We start from the raw sequence: 16,092 nt of genomic DNA on the forward strand, positions 1-16,092 counted from the left end.
GCGCCGGCGCTCAGTCCAGGTAGTCGCGCAGCACCTGGGAGCGGGACGGGTGGCGCAGCTTGGACATGGTCTTCGACTCGATCTGGCGGATCCGCTCGCGGGTGACGCCGTAGACCTTGCCGATCTCGTCGAGCGTCTTGGGCTGACCGTCGGTGAGCCCGAAGCGCATCGACACCACGCCCGCCTCGCGCTCGGAGAGCGTGTCGAGCACCGAGTGCAGCTGTTCCTGGAGCAGCGTGAAGCTGACCGCGTCGGCTGGCACGACTGCCTCGGAGTCCTCGATCAGGTCACCGAACTCGCTGTCGCCGTCCTCGCCGAGCGGGGTGTGCAGGGAGATCGGCTCGCGGCCGTACTTCTGCACCTCGATGACCTTCTCCGGGGTCATGTCGAGTTCCTTGGCCAGCTCCTCCGGGGTGGGCTCGCGGCCCAGGTCCTGGAGCATCTGGCGCTGCACGCGGGCCAGCTTGTTGATCACCTCGACCATGTGCACCGGGATGCGGATGGTTCGCGCCTGGTCGGCCATGGCCCGGGTGATCGCCTGGCGAATCCACCAGGTGGCGTACGTGGAGAACTTGTAGCCCTTGGTGTAGTCGAACTTCTCGACCGCCCGGATCAGGCCCAGGTTGCCCTCCTGGATCAGGTCCAGGAAGAGCATGCCGCGACCGGTGTAGCGCTTGGCCAGCGAGACCACCAGGCGCAGGTTGGCCTCCAGGAGGTGGTTCTTCGCCCGGCGGCCGTCCTCGGCGATGATCTCCAGCTCCATCCGGAGCTTGGGTTGCAGCTTGTCGCCGGAGCCGAGCTTGTCCTCGGCGAACAGGCCGGCCTCGATCCGCTTGGCGAGGTTGACCTCCTGCTCGGCGTTGAGCAGCGGAACCTTGCCGATCTGCTTGAGGTAGTCCTTGACCGGGTCGGCGGTGGCGCCCGCGGCGGCGACCTGCTGTGCGGGGGCGTCGTCCTCGTCGTCGGAGAGGATGAAGCCCTTGCTCTCCGGCTCGTCGGGCACCGCGTCCTCGACGACCGCTTCGGGGTCGTCGGGCAACTCCTCGGCGTCCGCGTCGGGTTCGCCGGCCTTGCCGGCGGTCTTCTTGGCGGCGACCTTCTTCGGCGCGGCCTTCTTGGCGGTGCCCGCGGCGGCGGTCTTCTTCGCGGCGCTCTTGCGCGGTGCGGCGCTCGCCGCGGCCGGGGCGGGCGCGGCCGGGGCGGCCTCGGCCACGGAGCCGGCCTGCACGGCGCCGGCGTCGGGCGCCGCCGGTTCGGCCGGTGCCGTCACGGTGCCGGCACCGCCGGGGTTGCCGGGGTTCCCGGGGTTGCCGGCGCGGTTGGAGACGACGGTCTTGGTCGCGGTCCGCTTGGCAGCGCTCTTGGCGGCCACACTCTTCCGGGTGCGCTTGGGCGCCGCCGAGTCCGCGGCACTGACCATGATGGTCACACCCTCCTGGTCGAGGACCTGGTTGAGGCTGCGCAGGACGTTCTTCCACTGGGTGGCCGGAATCTGGTCGGCCTCGAACGCCTGACGCACCTCGTCGCTGGCGATGTACCCCTGGGCCTCACCCCGCTCGATCAACGACTTCACGTTGACGAATTCGGCGATCTCGGGCGGGAGCGAACGGGATGTGCTGGCCGACACAAACAACCTCTCGACGATCTGGACGGCGTCACGGCCTGGTGCACAGGCAGGCGCCGCCAAGCGAACGACACTCGGGCGGACAGCGTGGTTCCGGCAAACCGGTTGCGCTCGGATCAGCGCAGCGGCCTGTTTTGCTATTCCCGAACGGCTGCCACCTTCGTACTCATCGGGCCAGGCGAAGAAGTGTTACGCACCCGTTCGGTGGTGCAGCTCACACGATTCCCCCTTGCGGCGCGCGCCACACCCTGTGTGAGGGATCCGACTTACGCATCACCGGTGATCCGCACCCCCAGGATGGTCACGTCGTCGTCTCGATCCCGGCCCCCGAGCAGCCCTTCCAGGATGTCGGTGAGCAGCGCCTCCAGGCCCTCGTTGGTCCCGCGGGCGATTTCCACGAGGTCGTCCAGGCCCTCGTCGATACCGCGCCCGCGGGTCTCCACGAGGCCGTCCGAGAAGCCGATCAGGATGTCCCCCGGATCGAGTCGGATGGTGTGTTGCGTCCGCCGTTCCGCAACTCCCAGGGGCGTCGACTCCTCGCCGATCTCGACGAGTTTGGCCTTTCCGTCGGCCGAGACGAGCACCACGGGCAGGTGGCCGGCGTCGGCGAGGTCGAGCAGGCCGGTCGCGGGATCCACCACGGCGTACACCAGCGTGGTCAGCGACTCGTCGTCCTCGGTCGCGGTGAACAGCCGGTCCAGGCCGGTGAGTACGGCGGCCGGTTCGGGGTCGGTGAAGGCGAGCGCGCGCAGGGCCGAGCGGACCCGGCCCATGCCGGCCGCCGCGGTCAGGCCCTTGCCGATCACGTCGCCGACCACGATCGCCACCCGCCCGTCCGGCAGTTGGAACACGTCGTACCAGTCGCCGCCGACCTCGAAGTCGGGTGCGCCGGGCAGGTAGCGGAAGCCGAACTCGACGCCGCGCACCGCCGGCAACCGCTCGGGCAGCAGGCTGCGCTGTAGTGCGACGGCAGTGCGGTGCTCGCGCTCGTACAGGCGCGAGCGCTCGATGGCCAGCGCGCACTGGCCCGCGAACGCCTCCAGGAAGATCCGGTCGTCCGGGTCGAACACACGGCCGTCGTCGAAGGTGTAGCGCAGCACGCCCAGCGGTGCGCCGGAGCCGACCAGCGGCAGGATCACCCGGGATGCGCCCGGGCCGTCGTTCGAGGTGTACTGCGCGATGCCGTCGGTCACCGCGGCCACCAACTCCGCGGACCAGTGCGCGGGCAGGCCGCGCCGGCGGGCGACGGTGCGCTGTGCGGGCACGTTCGGCCACGGGTACACCGGCGCGGTCTCGTCCAACAGGTACGCCTCCGAGCACACGGCGGCGATGCCGGTGCCCAGGTCGCCGACCGCCTCCTCCACCTCGGGCACGCTGAGCGTGCCGGCGATCCGCGCGGTCATCGCCTGGAGTCTGGCGGTACGCCACTGGCTGGACCGCAGGAGGTCCTCGCAGCGCCGCTGCTCGGTGACGTCGCGCACCACCAGCAGGACGCCGATCACCGGGCCGGCCTCGTCCACCGGGTCGCGCACCGGCAACCACTGGGACTCGTACTCCCGTTCGCGTCCGTCGGGGCAGGCCGCGCCGACCCGGTCGGCCGGGTCGCCGCCGTCGTGGGCGTGGCCCGCGTGGGTCTCCACGTGCGGTTCGCCGCGGGCCAGCACGCGGGAGAGGGCCGCCTCGATCCGGCGGGCCCGGGCCGGCGGATGGACCTCGTCGGGACGTCGGCCGAGCAGGTCCTCGGCCGCGCGGCCGGCCAGCCGGGCGAGTGCGCCGCTGACCCGCCGACAATGCAACTGCCGGTCGTAGAAAGCGAATGCCGTCGATCCCTGGCTGGTCAAGGTTGCCAACAGCGCCGCGTCGATCCCTGCGGGCCGCTCGCATCCGACCTTGTCGTCGTTCATTGCCTCACAACCCCACCTGTTGGCAATTCCGGGCCGGCGAGTCAGATATCGAGAGTACGCACGCGAACCCCCTCCCCGGGAGGATTGGCCCGAACTCTCCGTACATCGGATAAGCGGACGGACTCGGACATACGCGCGCCCCCTCGTCGACCCGTGCGTCGGGTCGGCGAAGGGGCGATGCGTGCGTCCCGCGTGGCGCTGTCCCCGCTGCGGATCAGCCCTCGCGCGGGGCGGGGAACTGGCGGTCCACCTCGGGGTGCACGGCCAGCAGCGAGCGCATGGCGGCCTCGGCGCTCTCGCCGTCGCCGGCGGCGACCGCGTCGACCAGGCGCGCGTGCAGCGCCACCGACGCCTCGGAGAGGTGCTCGCAGCCGGCCACGTGCCCGCCGGACACCTGGAGTGCGGCGGCCAGGATGCTCGCGAGGTGGTCGAGCATCCGGTTGCCCGCGACCTGGAGCAGCAGGCCGTGGAACTCCGCGTCGGCGCGGCTGAAGGTCAGCGGGTCGGGCTGGGCGACGGCCCGCTGCATGATCTCCACCACGTCGCCGAGTCGGCGGACGATCTCCGGGTGGTTGCGACACGCGGCCATGTGCGCGGCGAGCGGCTCGATGCCCCAGCGCAGTTCGAAGAGTTCACGGCGCTGCGAGTCGCGCTGTGGGCCGCACGCGCGCCACTCGATCACGTCGGGGTCGAGCAGGTTCCAGTCGCTCACCGGGCGCACCCGGGTGCCGACGTTGGGCCGGGCGCTGACCAGGCCCTTGGCCTCCAGGACCCGCAGCGATTCGCGCACCACGGTCCGGGACACCTCGAAGCGCTGGCCGATCTCCTCGGGCACCAGCGGGCGTTCGGCGCCCACCTCGCCCGCGACGATCATCTGGCCGAGCTGCTGGACGAGTTGGCCGTGCAGGCCGCGGCCGCGCCCGACGCCGGGTTTGCGCACGGCGCGGGCCGGTTCGAGGTCGGGTCCGTCCCACACGTACGGCCGGCGGGACATCGGGTCGGTGCCGGCGGCGCCCGGCTCGCCGGCGCGGAACGCGTCGGCCGAGCCGCTCGCCGGGGCGTGGGTCATTGTCTGATGGGCAGCGATACTCACGCTCTCCATCTCGGCCTCGAACGGGTCCGGCTTGAGCAGCAAACCCGCTCTCGGCTGAAAAACACACGAAAGGGTGATCTACCTTGCGGGTCGATCGTCCGAAAGTGTGACGTCCGCCGGACCCGGCCCGGGGTCGGTCCTAAGCCCGTCGGCGGGTGAACGTGATCAGCGCGAGGACGGTGAGCACGAGCGTGGTCGCGGCCAGGACCGAGCCGCCGACCATCGGCGACAGGCCGCCGTCGGTGACGGCGAGCATGCGGTCCGCGGCGCGGAACGGAAGGTAGCGCACGAGGTCCCGGTGCGCCGGCGGGACACCGGCCGAAACGGCCGCCGCGATCAGTCGTTCGGCCCCGGCGGGCAGCGCCGCGGCGGCGATCGCGATCAACGGGGCACCGCGGGACAGCGTGCCGATCGCCAGGCCGAGCACGGCGGCGAGCAGCACGTAGGCGACGAAGCCGGCCAGGATCCGCGGTGCCGGGGCCTCGATCGCCGCGGTGTCGGGGAAGGTCGGGCCGAATACGGCGCGGGCCGTGCCGACGCTCGCGGCCACCGCCAGGACGGCGACCACGACGGCCGCGAGCGCGGTACCGACCAGCTTGGCCAGGTACACCCGCCCGCGCCGGGGCAGCGCGAGCAACAGGGTGGGCAGCGCGTCCCGGCGCTGCTCGCGCGCACAGGCGAGGGCGGTCGCCAGCATGATCACCGGGATCAACACGGGGGTGCGGCCCGGCCCCGCGGTGACCAGGCGGGCCGCCTCGGCGGAGTCGATCGGGACGGCGCCGGCCTGGCGGGCCGCCACCCATGTCGCGCCGGCGGCGAGCGCGAGCAGGCCCAGGAGGCCCCACCATGTCGTGCGCAGGCTGCGGGCCCGCACGAGTTCGTACCTGATCGCGCTCATGCGCTTCTCACCTCGTCGGTCTGCTCGGCGCGCTCGGTGGAACGCCAGGTGCGGGCGAATCGGCGCCTCGGCGGCAGTGCGGCGGGCGCCTCGTTCGGATCCGGCTCGCCGCTTGGGCCGCTGCCGGTGGCGATCTCGTCGATCGGGCGGGTGTGCGGCGCGAGCGACGTCCGGGGGTTCGGGTCGACGGCGGGGGTGCTGCCGGGGTCGATGTGCGACTCGATGCCCCGATGGGCCTCGGGTACGGCCATCGAGGCGGTGTCGCGGCCGGTCGCCGGCGTGGTTGCCGGCAGGGCCTGCGCGTGCGGCCGGGCCGGGCGCGGCTCGGGGTCGGGGCCGGAGCCGGGATCGAACCCCGTCCCGAGCCCGGTCGTCGGCGCCGCGCCCGCGAGCGCCGGGCCCGGTGCCGCCGCGCGGGCGAACTCGGATCCGGGCCCGGCGAGTTCCTCGGTGGGCCGGGTCGTCGCGTCGATCCCGCCCGGGTCGATCCCGGTCGATCGCTCGACCCGGGCATCCTCGTCCCCGGCGAGCTGCGTGCGCTCGCGCCGGCGGGTGATCACATCGGTGAACGCGTCGCCGACGCCGGGCTCGCGTTCGGTCAACTCGTGCAGCAGGATCCCGCCGCGGAAGGCGATCTCGCCGACCCTGGCCCGGTCGGCGCCGGTCACGGTGAGCGTGGTGCCGCCGGAACGGGCGGCGTGCACGCCCTCGGCCTGCAACAGCGCGGACAGTCGGGCCACCTGCGGGGTGCGCACCGAAACGCCGGCCCGTACCCCGCGGCGCAGGAAGTCGGCCGCCGATTCGTCCGCGACCAGGCGGCCCCGGCTGATCACCAGGACCCGGTCCGCACAGTGCGCGGTCTCGGCCAGGACATGCCCGGCGACCAGGACCGTCCGGCCATCGGCCGCGTAGGCGCGCAGGAAGTCGCGCAGCCAGCGCACCCCTTGCGGGTCCAGACCGGCCGCCGGTTCGTCCAGCACCAACGTGCCCGGATCCCCGAGCAGCGCGCCGGCCAGCCCCAGTCGGCCGAGCGCGCCCGCGGAGAGCACCCGGACCCGGGCGCCCGCCACCGGGGTCAGCCCGACCAGGTCGAGCACCTCGTCCACCCGGCGCGCCGGAATCCGGCCGGCCGCCGCGAGCATCCGCAGGTGTGCCCGCACCCGGCGTCCCGGATGCGCGCCCGCGGGGCCCACGCAGGCGCCGACCCGGGCGGCGGGTCGGCGCAGCCGGCGGTAGCGTCGGCCGTCGTACAGCGTCTCGCCCCCGCCGCGCTCCAGGTCGAGCATCAGCCGCAGGGTGGTCGACTTGCCCGCGCCGTTGGGCCCGAGCAGTGCCGTGACCTTGCCGGGGAGCACGTCGAAGGACAGGTCGTCGACGGCCACGATGCCGCCGTATCTCTTGGTCAGCGCGCGTGTCTGGATCATCGCCATCGCTCCTCGGCACCCCGAATACGGGAGATCTATGGATCTTTGGCAACATACCGGCGAAATCACAATTTTCCCGGCATTTGCTTCCATATCGGCGAGCTGCGGAAAAGTCCGCCGAACCTGGACAGGCCGCCCGGTCCTGGAGGACCATCGAGAGACCGCCGAGTACCGCCTCTGGAGGTCGGCATGTCTCTTCCCGATCCGGGCGTCCTGGACGCCGTCCGCCGCAGGCGGGGCGACCTCGACGACGCGTTGTTGATCGTCCGGGACGGTCTGGTCGCCGACCCGGCGGGCCCGCGCCGGGTGGCCGCGCTGTGCGCGGGGCTGCGGCAGTTGCGGGCCGACCTGTACGAACATGTCGCGGTCACCGAGGGGCCCGACGGTCTCTACGACGAGGTGCGCCGCGCGGATCCCAGGTTCGAACCCGCGGTGTGGCGGCTGCGGGGTGAACACGCCCGGCTCGGCCTGCTCTTGGACGACCTCCTGGCGGGCATCGCCCACCAACCGCAGGGCGTCGCGGGTTGGCCCACCCTGCGCCCGCAGGTGGTGGAGCTGCTCACGCTGCTGGGTCGCCATCGCAGCCGGGACGCCCAGCTCGCCTACGACGCGGGCGGCCTCGATCTGGGCGGCCAGGACTGACCGAACGGCCGCCCGGCACCGACGCGGAGCGGCGATCCCAGGACGGCGGGCAGCGGCAGCGTCGGGCGTCGGCGGCAGTGCGGGCACCGGGCACCGGGCGGCGGACTCCGGGCACCCGGCGGCGCCGGCGAGCGTGGCCGCGGCCGGGTCGGTCAGGCCTCGGGGCGCAACATCGGCGGGTTGAGCTTCTCCGCGGAGCCGCGCCGGAACAGCTGGGCCGGCCGGCCGCCCTGTCGGGTGGTGGTGCCACCGGTGGGCACCAGGAAGTCGGGCGTGCCGGTGACCTTGCGGTGGAAGTTGCGCGGGTCCAGGGCCACGCCCCACACCGCCTCGTAGACCCGACGCAGCTCGCCGACGGTGAACTCCTCCGGGCAGAACGCGGCGGCCAGCGAGGAGTATTCGATCTTGGAGCGGGCGCGCTCGACGCCGTCCTCCAGGATCCGCCCGTGGTCGAAGGCCAACCGGCTGCCGTCGCCGAGCAGTTCGCCGACCGAGGACCAGCGGGCGCCGGCCGCGTCGCCGCCGGGGCGCGGGGCGGGCAGATCCGGGGCCAGGACCAGGTAGGCCACGCTGACCACGCGCATCCGGGGATCGCGTCCGGGGTCGCCGAAGGTGGCGAGCTGCTCCAGGTGCACCGGCAGCCGGTCCAGGCCGGTCTCCTCGGCGAGTTCGCGTGCCGCGGCGGCCTCCAGGCCCTCGCCCTCGCGCACGAAGCCGCCGGGCAGCGCCCACGCGCCCTGGAACGGCGGCTCGCCGCGGCGGATGGTCAAGGCACTCAGCGCGTGCTCGCGCACCGTGAGGACGACGAGATCCACGGTGACTCCGAAGGGCGGAAAGAGCGAGGTCTCGGAGCGCGGCATGGGGCGATCCTAGTGCCCGGAGGGCACTAGCTGTCTGGCTGACGATAAAACGGATTCCCGATCGCTCGGCATACCCCGCGCATGCGGGTGGTGGCGTCGCGTCACCGGACGGTCGGGTTCAGATCGCCAGTTGCATCCCTTCCGCCGCCTCCTCCACGATCGCCTGCCCCGCCCGATTGACCCGCACCGTGAACGGTTCGCCGGCCACGCACAGGTCGCGCAGTTCGAGTTCGCCGATGTCCAGCGGGCCGGCCGGGCGCACGGTGACCCGGCCGGCCGGGACGTCGGGCCGAATCCCGGCGAAGGCCACCAGCACCGGCAGGATCGCCCCTGCCGCGCGCGCCAGCGGCCGGCATGCCAGGGGATGGGCCACCGGTGCGTGGCCCTCCGCGCGCTGTTCTCCCGCGTGCATCTCCGGCAATCGGTACTGGAACCACGGTGCGGCGTGCAGCAAACCGGCGAACAGCTGTTGTGCGGCGTCGAGATGGCCCGCCTGGGCGAGTCCGGCGGCGGCCACGCACGTGTCGTGGGCGCGCACCACGCCGCCTCGGACGGCGAGCGGGTGGTAGCCGGGCATCCGGGCCGAAGTGCCGCGCAGCCCCCAACCGCAGTCCAGGTCGGGGGCGGTCAACCGGCGGGCCACCGCCCGATTGCCGGTGTCGTCCAGGATGCCGCTGCCGGGCAGGTGCGCCATCGCGGACGAGGCCACGGTGATCGGTCGGCCCGCGGGATCGAGCGCCGCCGCGTAGTACTCCCCCGCCGCGTCCTCGGCGCGAAACGCCCGACGGAAGGCGACGCCGAGCTGCTCGGCCCGCTCGCGCAGCGCGCCCGCGCCCGGCAGGCCGTGCGCGTCCAGCAGCGCCGCACCGTGCCACGCGGCCTGGTAGGTCTGCGCCTGGAGCTCGCACGGCGCGGGCCCCTGGGGGCCGAGCCGGACGAAGTCGCCCGGCCGCTCGCCCATCGTGCGGGACAGGTGTCCCAGCGCACGGCCGAGCGCGGGCAACAGCGCGCCCGCCTCGGCGGCGGGCAGTCCCCAGCGCCAGGCCTCGCCGAACAGCGTGACGAACAGCGCGGTCGAGCCCGCGCAGTCGTAGCGGTCCGGTGCGCCGGCCCGGCCCAGGGTGTGCGGGATCCGCCCGGGGTCCTCGCCACCGCGCGGCTGAGCGCGCACACCCTGACGTGCGGCCAGCAGCCGCAGCACACCGCCGGCGAATCGGGTCCCCAGCGGCAGCAACATCCGGGCGGTCCACAGCGCGTCGCGCCCGGTGGGGGCCAGTTGCCACGGCGCACCGGCCGCAGGCAGCGGCGCGGTCGGCAGCTCGGGATCGGGGACCACGAGCAGCGCCCGCAGGTCGCGCAGCCCCTGGTCGAGCCAGGCCGCGACCCGCACGTCGTCGCAGCGCACCCGCGGCTGCGCCCACGGCGGCCCGCCGGAGAAGGCGCGTGCACCGGGTCGGCCGGGAGCCGGTTCGGCGACCACCCGCAGTTCGACCGCCCACGAGCGGGCCGGCTCCAGCTCGACGTCCCAGCGCAGCGTGGCGGTGGCGGCCAGCGCGGTGTCCGGCGCGGGCTCGGCGCTCGCCCGCACGCTCGTCCCGTCCGGTGCGCTCCAGCCCAGACCGGCTGCGGCGACCCGGGCCGGCAGCTCGGGTGGGCGGTGTCCGGCCCGCAGCGCGTCGAGCGGGATCAGGTCGGTGCCCAGGGCCAGTTCGACCGGGAAGCGCAACGCCCGGCGCCCGGTGTTGCGCAGCACGAGCCGCTCCCGGCCGGCGGCGTGGCGGGTGCGCTCGATCACCAGACCAGGGTCGGGCGAGCCGTCCGCGGTGAATCGGCGCATCGCGAGGTAGCGCACGGTGTCGGCCGCGACCACGTGTCCGGACAGCGGTTCGGGCTCGGTGCCGTCGATGGTCAGCACGATCCGCGAGAGGATGCGCCGCCCGTCGTGGTAGATGCCCTGCACGCCGTACCCGCGCAGTTGCCCGTCGAGCCCACTGATCGCCATGCCCGGCGCGTCCACGCAGACGAGCGCGTCGTGCGCGACGGGATGGGGGATCGTGCTCACGCTCACCGCTCTCGTCTCCCGCTTCCTCGTGGGCCCCGCGCGGGCGGGGCTCGGGCTCTCCCGCGGCAAAGCCCGCCGCGGTCCGCCCCGCCGTCGACCGGTCGGTCGACATGTGGCCCCCGGCCCCCCAACGGTCACGGCGCCCGGTTGGTCACGGCATCGCGGAAGATCCTTCGGCGCACCTCGGCCGCGCTCAGCGGGCTGTTGATCGCCGAGTGCAGCAGCCGCGCCATCGTGTATCCGGCGTCGGCCCGCAACGCCCGGGTCACCGCGACCCGGGCCAACACCCCGTCGCCGATCGTCCACGCGGCCCATGCGGCCAGGGTGAGCGGCGGCGCGGAGGCGGGGGCGAAGGCCCGGCGGGCCAGCGCGGTCCACAGCGTGAGCAGGGCCAGGTCGTCGGCGTCGCCCGGCTGTTCGCCGTGCCAGCCCATCACCTCGTCGCGCACCCGGGAATCGCCCAATCCGAGCACCAGCCGCGCCGCCTCGGCCGGTTCGATCGTGGTGTCGCCGGCCCGGAACCGCTTGCGGTGACCGGCCAGTGCGGTCAGCGTGCGCCGCGCCGCGAACCCTTCGGGTTCGGCCCGCACGCTCTCGTACGCCCGCAGCATCAGCTCGCGCATCGCGTACTCCGGCGGCCGGAAGCGGCGCACCAGATCGGCCAACGACACCGGTTCGGGCAGTCCCGCCCAGACCGCCGTCGCGGCGACCGTCGAGCTGCGCTCGGTGCGCAGCAAGGTTCCCTCGGCCGGACAGCACCGGGTATCCGTACAGCCGTAGGACCACCAGCGCTCGGCGGTCACGCACACCGCCTCGCGCACCTCGATCGCATGCGTGCCACACGCGTGGGCGATCGCCGCGTGCAGCGGCCGCAGCCGCTCGACGGCCGCCGACCCGACCTCGGGCGCCGTGCCTTTTGTGACCGGCGCCGTCGCCTCGGCGCCGTCCGGATACATCGCGACGGCCACGCCGCGCGCGCCGGTGCGCACCAGCAGTCGGGCGAAGTGCCGGGCGGCGGGCTCGAAATCGGCCGGCGGCGGCAGATCGTGCCGCAACACCGGGCCGACCCGGCTGCGCTCGCCGGGCAGGATGCCCAACAGCACCACGCTGTCGGTGGGCCGCACCCCGATCAGATACGGCACGGCCTCCACCAGATCCGCGGGCGAGCGCACCCGCAGCACGGACTGCGGGGACATCGCCACGAAGGGGGCGCGGTCGAAACCATCGGTGTCGTTCATGCGGCGAGCCTGCGCCCGCCCGCGACCCGAGCCCGGCGCGGGCCGACGGCCGGTGCACGAATCGGGAGTTGTGGATACACACCTTGACGAACCAGGTCGACCCCACCCGATTTTCCACCCTCGGCGGCCACACCCCTCGGGCCACCGGCCGGCCCGTGCGCGTCAATGCACCGGCGCGTTCCGCGACTCGTCCCGTGCGCGCGAGCGCAGCGCGTCCAAGCCCCGAAGCGGTGCGAAGACCTCCGCCTGTGCCGTCAGCGCCCGGTACTCGTCCTCACCCAGCTCGATCTCCGCCGCCGCCACGTTGTGTTCCAGTTGCTCGATCGTGGACGCCCCGGGAATGGCCACCACCGGCCCCCGATGCAGGGTCCACGCCAACGCGATCTGGGCGGGCGTCGCGTCGTGTGCGACGGCCACCTCGCGCAACAGCTCCAGCAGCGGGCCGGCCCGGCGCAGATTCTCCGGCCGGAACAGCGTCGTGTGCGCACGGAGCCCGGCCGGCCGGTTGTACTCGTCATAGCGCGAGCCGAGCAGGCCTCGGGCCAGCGGGCTGTGCGCGATCACCAGGCGCCGATTGCGCTCGGCCCACGGCACCAGATCGCGCAGCGGTCCGGGCGCCGCGAGGCTGAACTCGACCTGGTCGGAGAGCACTCGTCGACCCAGCGCATGCTCGGCCCGGCGCCACCGGGCGAGGTCGTGGTTGCTCACCCCGACCTCCCCGACGATCTTCTCGTCCTGGAGTTCGCCGAGCGCGTGCATCATCACGTCGATCGGCACCAGCGGATTGGCGACATGGGCCTGGTACAGCGGGATCCGGTCCAGGCCCAGCCGGGCCATGCTGCGATACGCCCGACCGCGCAGCACGGGGGTGGTCGGCAGCGCCGGCACGAACTTGGTGGCCACCACGACCCGGTCGGCGTCGGCTCCCAGCGCCTCGCCCAGGATGCGTTCGCTGCGCCCGAGCCCATAGATCTCGGCCGTGTCGAACAGGGTCACCCCCAGTTCCAGCGCCCGGCCGACCAGCGCATGGGCGGTCACCGACGCGTACGCGTCGCCGTAGCCCCACACCCGTGAACCGAACTGCCACGTACCCAGTCCGATCCGACCCACCGGGGGAAATCCGTCCACTTCGAGGTAGCGCACGTCGCGCCTCCGTCGCCGTAGGGGTTTCGGTCCCTTCCACCATCGCGCGCCGACCGCCCGCCGGCCAGGGTGTCCCGCATGCCCCGATCGACCCGGGCGGCCCGGGGCGCGCCGCGCAGACAACACGTTTGTGCACAAATCGCCCCGGCCCGCTTTTCGCGATGTCGCCGCCGGCGACTACAAAGGGAGGCATGACCGAGGACCGATCCACCACCCCCGACGCCCGCCCCGACCCCGCGACGCACCTGCGCACCCGCGCCGACGCCGTGCTGCGGGACCTGGCGGGCGGCGACGCGCGGCTGCGCGAGGACCAGTGGCGCGCGGTCGAGGCGCTGGTCGCCCACCATCGCCGGGTCCTGGTGGTGCAGCGCACGGGCTGGGGCAAGTCCGCGGTCTACTTCGTGGCCACCGCGCTGTTGCGCGAACGCGGCGCCGGGCCCACCGTGATCGTCTCGCCGCTGCTGGCCCTGATGCGCAACCAGGTCGACGCCGCCGCCCGCGCCGGGATCCGGGCCCGCACCATCAACTCGGCCAACGTCGACGACTGGGACGCGGTGCAGGCCGAGGTGGCCGAGGGCGTCGTGGACGTGCTCCTGGTCGGCCCCGAGCGGCTGAACAACCCCGACTTCCGGGACAATGTGCTGCCCAAGCTGGCCGCCACGACCGGCCTGCTCGTGGTCGACGAGGCGCACTGCGTGTCCGACTGGGGGCACGACTTCCGTCCCGACTACCGCCGGCTGCGCACCCTGTTGGAGGAGCTGCCGACCGGCGTACCGGTCCTGGCCACCACCGCGACCGCGAACGCGCGGGTGAGCGCCGACGTGGCCGAGCAGCTCGACCCGGCCGGCGACGCGCTGGTGCTGCGCGGCACCCTGGACCGGGAGAGCCTGTCGCTCGGTGTGCTGCGCCTGCCCGACGCGGCCGACCGGCTGGCCTGGCTCGACACCCACCTGCCCGAGCTGCCGGGCTCGGGCATCATCTACACGCTGACCGTGGCCGCCGCCGAGGAGGTCACCGCGTTCCTGCGCTCGCGCGGACACGCCGTCGCGTCCTACTCGGGCCGCACCGAGGATGCCGAGCGCCGGGTCGCCGAGGCCGACCTGCTGGCCAACCGGGTCAAGGCGCTCGTGGCCACGTCGGCGCTGGGCATGGGCTTCGACAAGGGCGACCTGGGCTTCGTCGTGCACCTGGGCGCCCCGCAGTCGCCGATCGCCTACTACCAGCAGATCGGCCGGGCCGGGCGCGCGGTGGAGCGGGCCGACGTACTGCTGCTGCCCGGGCGTGAGGACGAGGCGATCTGGCGCTACTTCGGCTCGCTGGGCTTCCCCGCCCGCGAGCAGGTCGAGCGCACGCTGGCCGCCCTGGAGGGCGCCGGTCGCCCACTGTCCACGCAGGCCCTGGAACCCCTCGTGGACCTGCGCCGCAACCGCCTGGAGCTGATGCTCAAGGTGCTCGACGTGGACGGCGCGGTCCGGCGCGTGCGCGGCGGCTGGACCGCGACCGGCCGTCCCTGGGAGTACGACGCCGAGCGCTACGCGCGGGTGGCCGCGGCCCGCGAGCACGAGCAGCAGTCGATGCGCGACTACCAGGCCGACGGCACCTGCCGGATGGAGTTCCTGCGCCGCTGCCTGGACGATCCGAACGCCGCCCCGTGCGGGCGCTGCGACACGTGCGCGGGGCCGCGCCACGACGCGCGGGTGGATCCCGCCTCCCGGGACGCGGCGCGCGCGGCGCTGGGCCGGCCGGGCGTGGAGGTGGAACCGCGCCGGATGTGGCCCACCGGCATGGCGGTGGCCGGCGTCGAGCTCAAGGGCCGCATCCCGGACCGCGAACAGGCCGCCGCCGGCCGGGCCCTGGGTCGCTCCTCGGACATCGGGTGGGGCAACCGGCTGCGACCGATCCTGGCTCCCGGCACTCCCGACGGGCCGATCCCGGACGCCGCGTTCGACGCCGTCGTCCAGGTCCTGGCCGCCTGGGGATGGCAGCGCCGACCCGGCGGCGTGGTGACCATCGCCTCGCACACGCGCGGCGCACTGATCGACAGCCTCGGCGAACGGCTTGCCACCGTCGGCCGACTCCCCTGGCTCGGCCGGGTCGAATACGCACCCGGTGCGGGCGGTCCGGCGCCGCGCAGCAACAGCGCGCAGCGCCTGCGTTCGATCGCCGACGCGTTCGTGCTGCCCCAGGCACTCGCCGAACGGGTGGCCGCCCTGGACGCGCCGGTCCTGCTCGTCGACGACCGCACCGACACCGGGTGGACGCTCACCGTGGTGGCTCGCCTGCTGCGCCGGGCCGGCGCCCCCGAGGTGTTGCCCCTGGTGCTCACGATGGAGGGGTGATCGGCTCGGGCCGACCCCGCGCCGTCACGCGAACGTATCGAATGATCACATGTACGTGTTGCCGTGTTCGCGGGCCTCACGCAAGAATCGACAAGGCGTTCCCTTCACATTCCCGTGCGGGCCCCTCGGCGCCGCTCCGCCGCGAGCCGCCCGCAGTCGGAGCGTGCGCCGCTGTCCGTTTGGGACGGAAGGAGGACCGTGCACATCGCCGCAACCGCCTCCACAGCGTCCGCTCGCCACGACGCGCCCACGAGCGGGCCCTCCCGCTCGCTCGACCCGGAATCCTGGCAGGCGCGCCGGGTCCCGTTGCTGCGCGACCCCCGCACGCTGATCAAACGCCTGTACGACCTGCACCAACCGGTCGCGCGCACGGCGGTGGTGGCCGTCCTGGATCGGTCCGAACGCCCGGTGGCCAGTGCCTCCTTCGGCTTCGGCGAGGGTCGTACCGACGGCTGGCGCTGCCGCAATCTGATCCTGGCGAACCTGCGCCTGATCGTCCCGGACGACCTGCGTCGGACCACCCCGACGCACACCACGGTGCTGGCGATACACCGCAAGGGCACCCGCGAGTGGGAAGCGGACGACGGCCGCTGGATGTGGGGGCTGCACGACGCGTGCGTGCTGCACGGACTGCGCTGTGGGGCGTTCGCGATCGTCGCACAGGACGGCTGGCGGGTGATCGCCGACGGACGCTCCGGGCGTACCCCGGCGCTCGCCGCGGGCCGCGGCGGCGGTCCCGGCGGCAGCAGGCCGATCAGGGCAGCGGGCATCGCCCCGGCCCGCCCCGCGACTGAACTGCCGCAGGTGCGTTACCTGCCGGAGACGGGGCCCACTCCCCTGGTACGACCTTCCGCGTCCTGACGGA

12 protein-coding genes are annotated in these 16,092 nt (G+C 73.9%); 3 read left to right on the top strand and 9 right to left on the bottom strand.

Annotated elements, in window-relative coordinates; translation table 11 throughout:
• Nucleotides 1–10: 10 nt before the first annotated feature.
• The 5 genes from ACZOOI_RS06650 to ACZOOI_RS06670 all read right to left on the bottom strand — a co-directional run bounded on the left by ACZOOI_RS06650 (nucleotide 11) and on the right by ACZOOI_RS06670 (nucleotide 6,943).
• Nucleotides 11–1,633, bottom strand: coding sequence for an RNA polymerase sigma factor (locus tag ACZOOI_RS06650; protein WP_465279880.1), 1,623 nt, complete (start codon nucleotides 1,631–1,633; stop codon nucleotides 11–13).
• Nucleotides 1,634–1,890: 257 nt separating this feature from the next.
• Nucleotides 1,891–3,528, bottom strand: a complete 1,638-nt coding sequence (locus ACZOOI_RS06655) for a SpoIIE family protein phosphatase (RefSeq protein WP_465279881.1) — start codon at nucleotides 3,526–3,528, stop codon at nucleotides 1,891–1,893.
• A gap of 214 nt (nucleotides 3,529–3,742) precedes the next feature.
• Entirely contained in the window at nucleotides 3,743–4,597 is an 855-nt protein-coding gene (locus ACZOOI_RS06660) for a FadR/GntR family transcriptional regulator (RefSeq protein ID WP_360312855.1), read from the bottom strand.
• Nucleotides 4,598–4,760: 163 nt separating this feature from the next.
• Nucleotides 4,761–5,519: an ABC transporter permease gene (locus ACZOOI_RS06665; protein ID WP_465279882.1), complete on the bottom strand. Its 759-nt coding sequence runs from the start codon at nucleotides 5,517–5,519 to the stop codon at nucleotides 4,761–4,763.
• The gene (locus ACZOOI_RS06670; RefSeq protein WP_465279883.1) at nucleotides 5,516–6,943 is read right to left on the bottom strand and encodes an ABC transporter ATP-binding protein; all 1,428 of its coding nucleotides are present in this window, start codon (nucleotides 6,941–6,943) and stop codon (nucleotides 5,516–5,518) included. Before ACZOOI_RS06670 ends, ACZOOI_RS06665 begins: the two co-directional genes overlap by 4 nt.
• A 189-nt stretch (nucleotides 6,944–7,132) precedes the next feature.
• Between ACZOOI_RS06670 and ACZOOI_RS06675 the strand changes: the two genes are divergently transcribed.
• The gene (locus ACZOOI_RS06675) at nucleotides 7,133–7,585 is read left to right on the top strand and encodes a hypothetical protein (protein WP_465279884.1); all 453 of its coding nucleotides are present in this window, start codon (nucleotides 7,133–7,135) and stop codon (nucleotides 7,583–7,585) included.
• 152 nt (nucleotides 7,586–7,737) lie between these two features.
• Here ACZOOI_RS06675 and ACZOOI_RS06680 read toward each other — a convergent pair whose 3' ends face one another.
• The 4 genes from ACZOOI_RS06680 to ACZOOI_RS06695 form a co-directional block, all read right to left on the bottom strand.
• Nucleotides 7,738–8,445 carry an NUDIX hydrolase gene (locus ACZOOI_RS06680; protein WP_391581654.1) on the bottom strand — a complete coding sequence of 236 codons (708 nt, stop codon included), beginning with the start codon at nucleotides 8,443–8,445 and terminating at the stop codon, nucleotides 7,738–7,740.
• Between the two features lie 118 nt (nucleotides 8,446–8,563).
• Nucleotides 8,564–10,507, bottom strand: a complete 1,944-nt coding sequence (locus ACZOOI_RS06685) for an amylo-alpha-1,6-glucosidase (RefSeq protein WP_465279885.1) — start codon at nucleotides 10,505–10,507, stop codon at nucleotides 8,564–8,566.
• Nucleotides 10,508–10,641: 134 nt separating this feature from the next.
• Nucleotides 10,642–11,745 (bottom strand): DUF4192 domain-containing protein, encoded by a 1,104-nt coding sequence (locus tag ACZOOI_RS06690; protein WP_465279886.1) that lies wholly within the window; start codon nucleotides 11,743–11,745, stop codon nucleotides 10,642–10,644.
• A 162-nt stretch (nucleotides 11,746–11,907) separates the two neighbouring features.
• Nucleotides 11,908–12,888: an aldo/keto reductase gene (locus tag ACZOOI_RS06695; RefSeq protein WP_465279887.1), complete on the bottom strand. Its 981-nt coding sequence runs from the start codon at nucleotides 12,886–12,888 to the stop codon at nucleotides 11,908–11,910.
• A gap of 191 nt (nucleotides 12,889–13,079) precedes the next feature.
• Here ACZOOI_RS06695 and ACZOOI_RS06700 point away from each other — a divergent pair, with 191 nt between their 5' ends.
• On the top strand, nucleotides 13,080–15,227 hold the full coding sequence (locus tag ACZOOI_RS06700; protein WP_465279888.1) for a RecQ family ATP-dependent DNA helicase: 2,148 nt from the start codon (nucleotides 13,080–13,082) through the stop codon (nucleotides 15,225–15,227).
• Nucleotides 15,228–15,425: 198 nt separating this feature from the next.
• Nucleotides 15,426–16,088 carry a hypothetical protein gene (locus ACZOOI_RS06705; RefSeq protein ID WP_465279889.1) on the top strand — a complete coding sequence of 221 codons (663 nt, stop codon included), beginning with the start codon at nucleotides 15,426–15,428 and terminating at the stop codon, nucleotides 16,086–16,088.
• The last annotated feature ends 4 nt before the right edge of the window (nucleotides 16,089–16,092 follow it).

The organism is Embleya sp. L77, from assembly GCF_055557415.1.

Excerpts from the sequence above, each read along its gene's own strand:
- ACZOOI_RS06680 (WP_391581654.1), bottom strand. The coding sequence starts at position 8,445 with ATGCCGCGCTCCGAGACCTCGCTCTTTCCGCCCTTCGGAGTCACCGTG.
- ACZOOI_RS06675 (WP_465279884.1), top strand. The coding sequence starts at position 7,133 with ATGTCTCTTCCCGATCCGGGCGTCCTGGACGCCGTCCGCCGCAGGCGG.
- ACZOOI_RS06665 (WP_465279882.1), bottom strand. The coding sequence starts at position 5,519 with ATGAGCGCGATCAGGTACGAACTCGTGCGGGCCCGCAGCCTGCGCACG.
- ACZOOI_RS06700 (WP_465279888.1), top strand. The coding sequence starts at position 13,080 with ATGACCGAGGACCGATCCACCACCCCCGACGCCCGCCCCGACCCCGCG.
- ACZOOI_RS06655 (WP_465279881.1), bottom strand. The coding sequence starts at position 3,528 with ATGAACGACGACAAGGTCGGATGCGAGCGGCCCGCAGGGATCGACGCG.
- ACZOOI_RS06690 (WP_465279886.1), bottom strand. The coding sequence starts at position 11,745 with ATGAACGACACCGATGGTTTCGACCGCGCCCCCTTCGTGGCGATGTCC.
- ACZOOI_RS06660 (WP_360312855.1), bottom strand. The coding sequence starts at position 4,597 with ATGACCCACGCCCCGGCGAGCGGCTCGGCCGACGCGTTCCGCGCCGGC.
- ACZOOI_RS06670 (WP_465279883.1), bottom strand. The coding sequence starts at position 6,943 with ATGATCCAGACACGCGCGCTGACCAAGAGATACGGCGGCATCGTGGCC.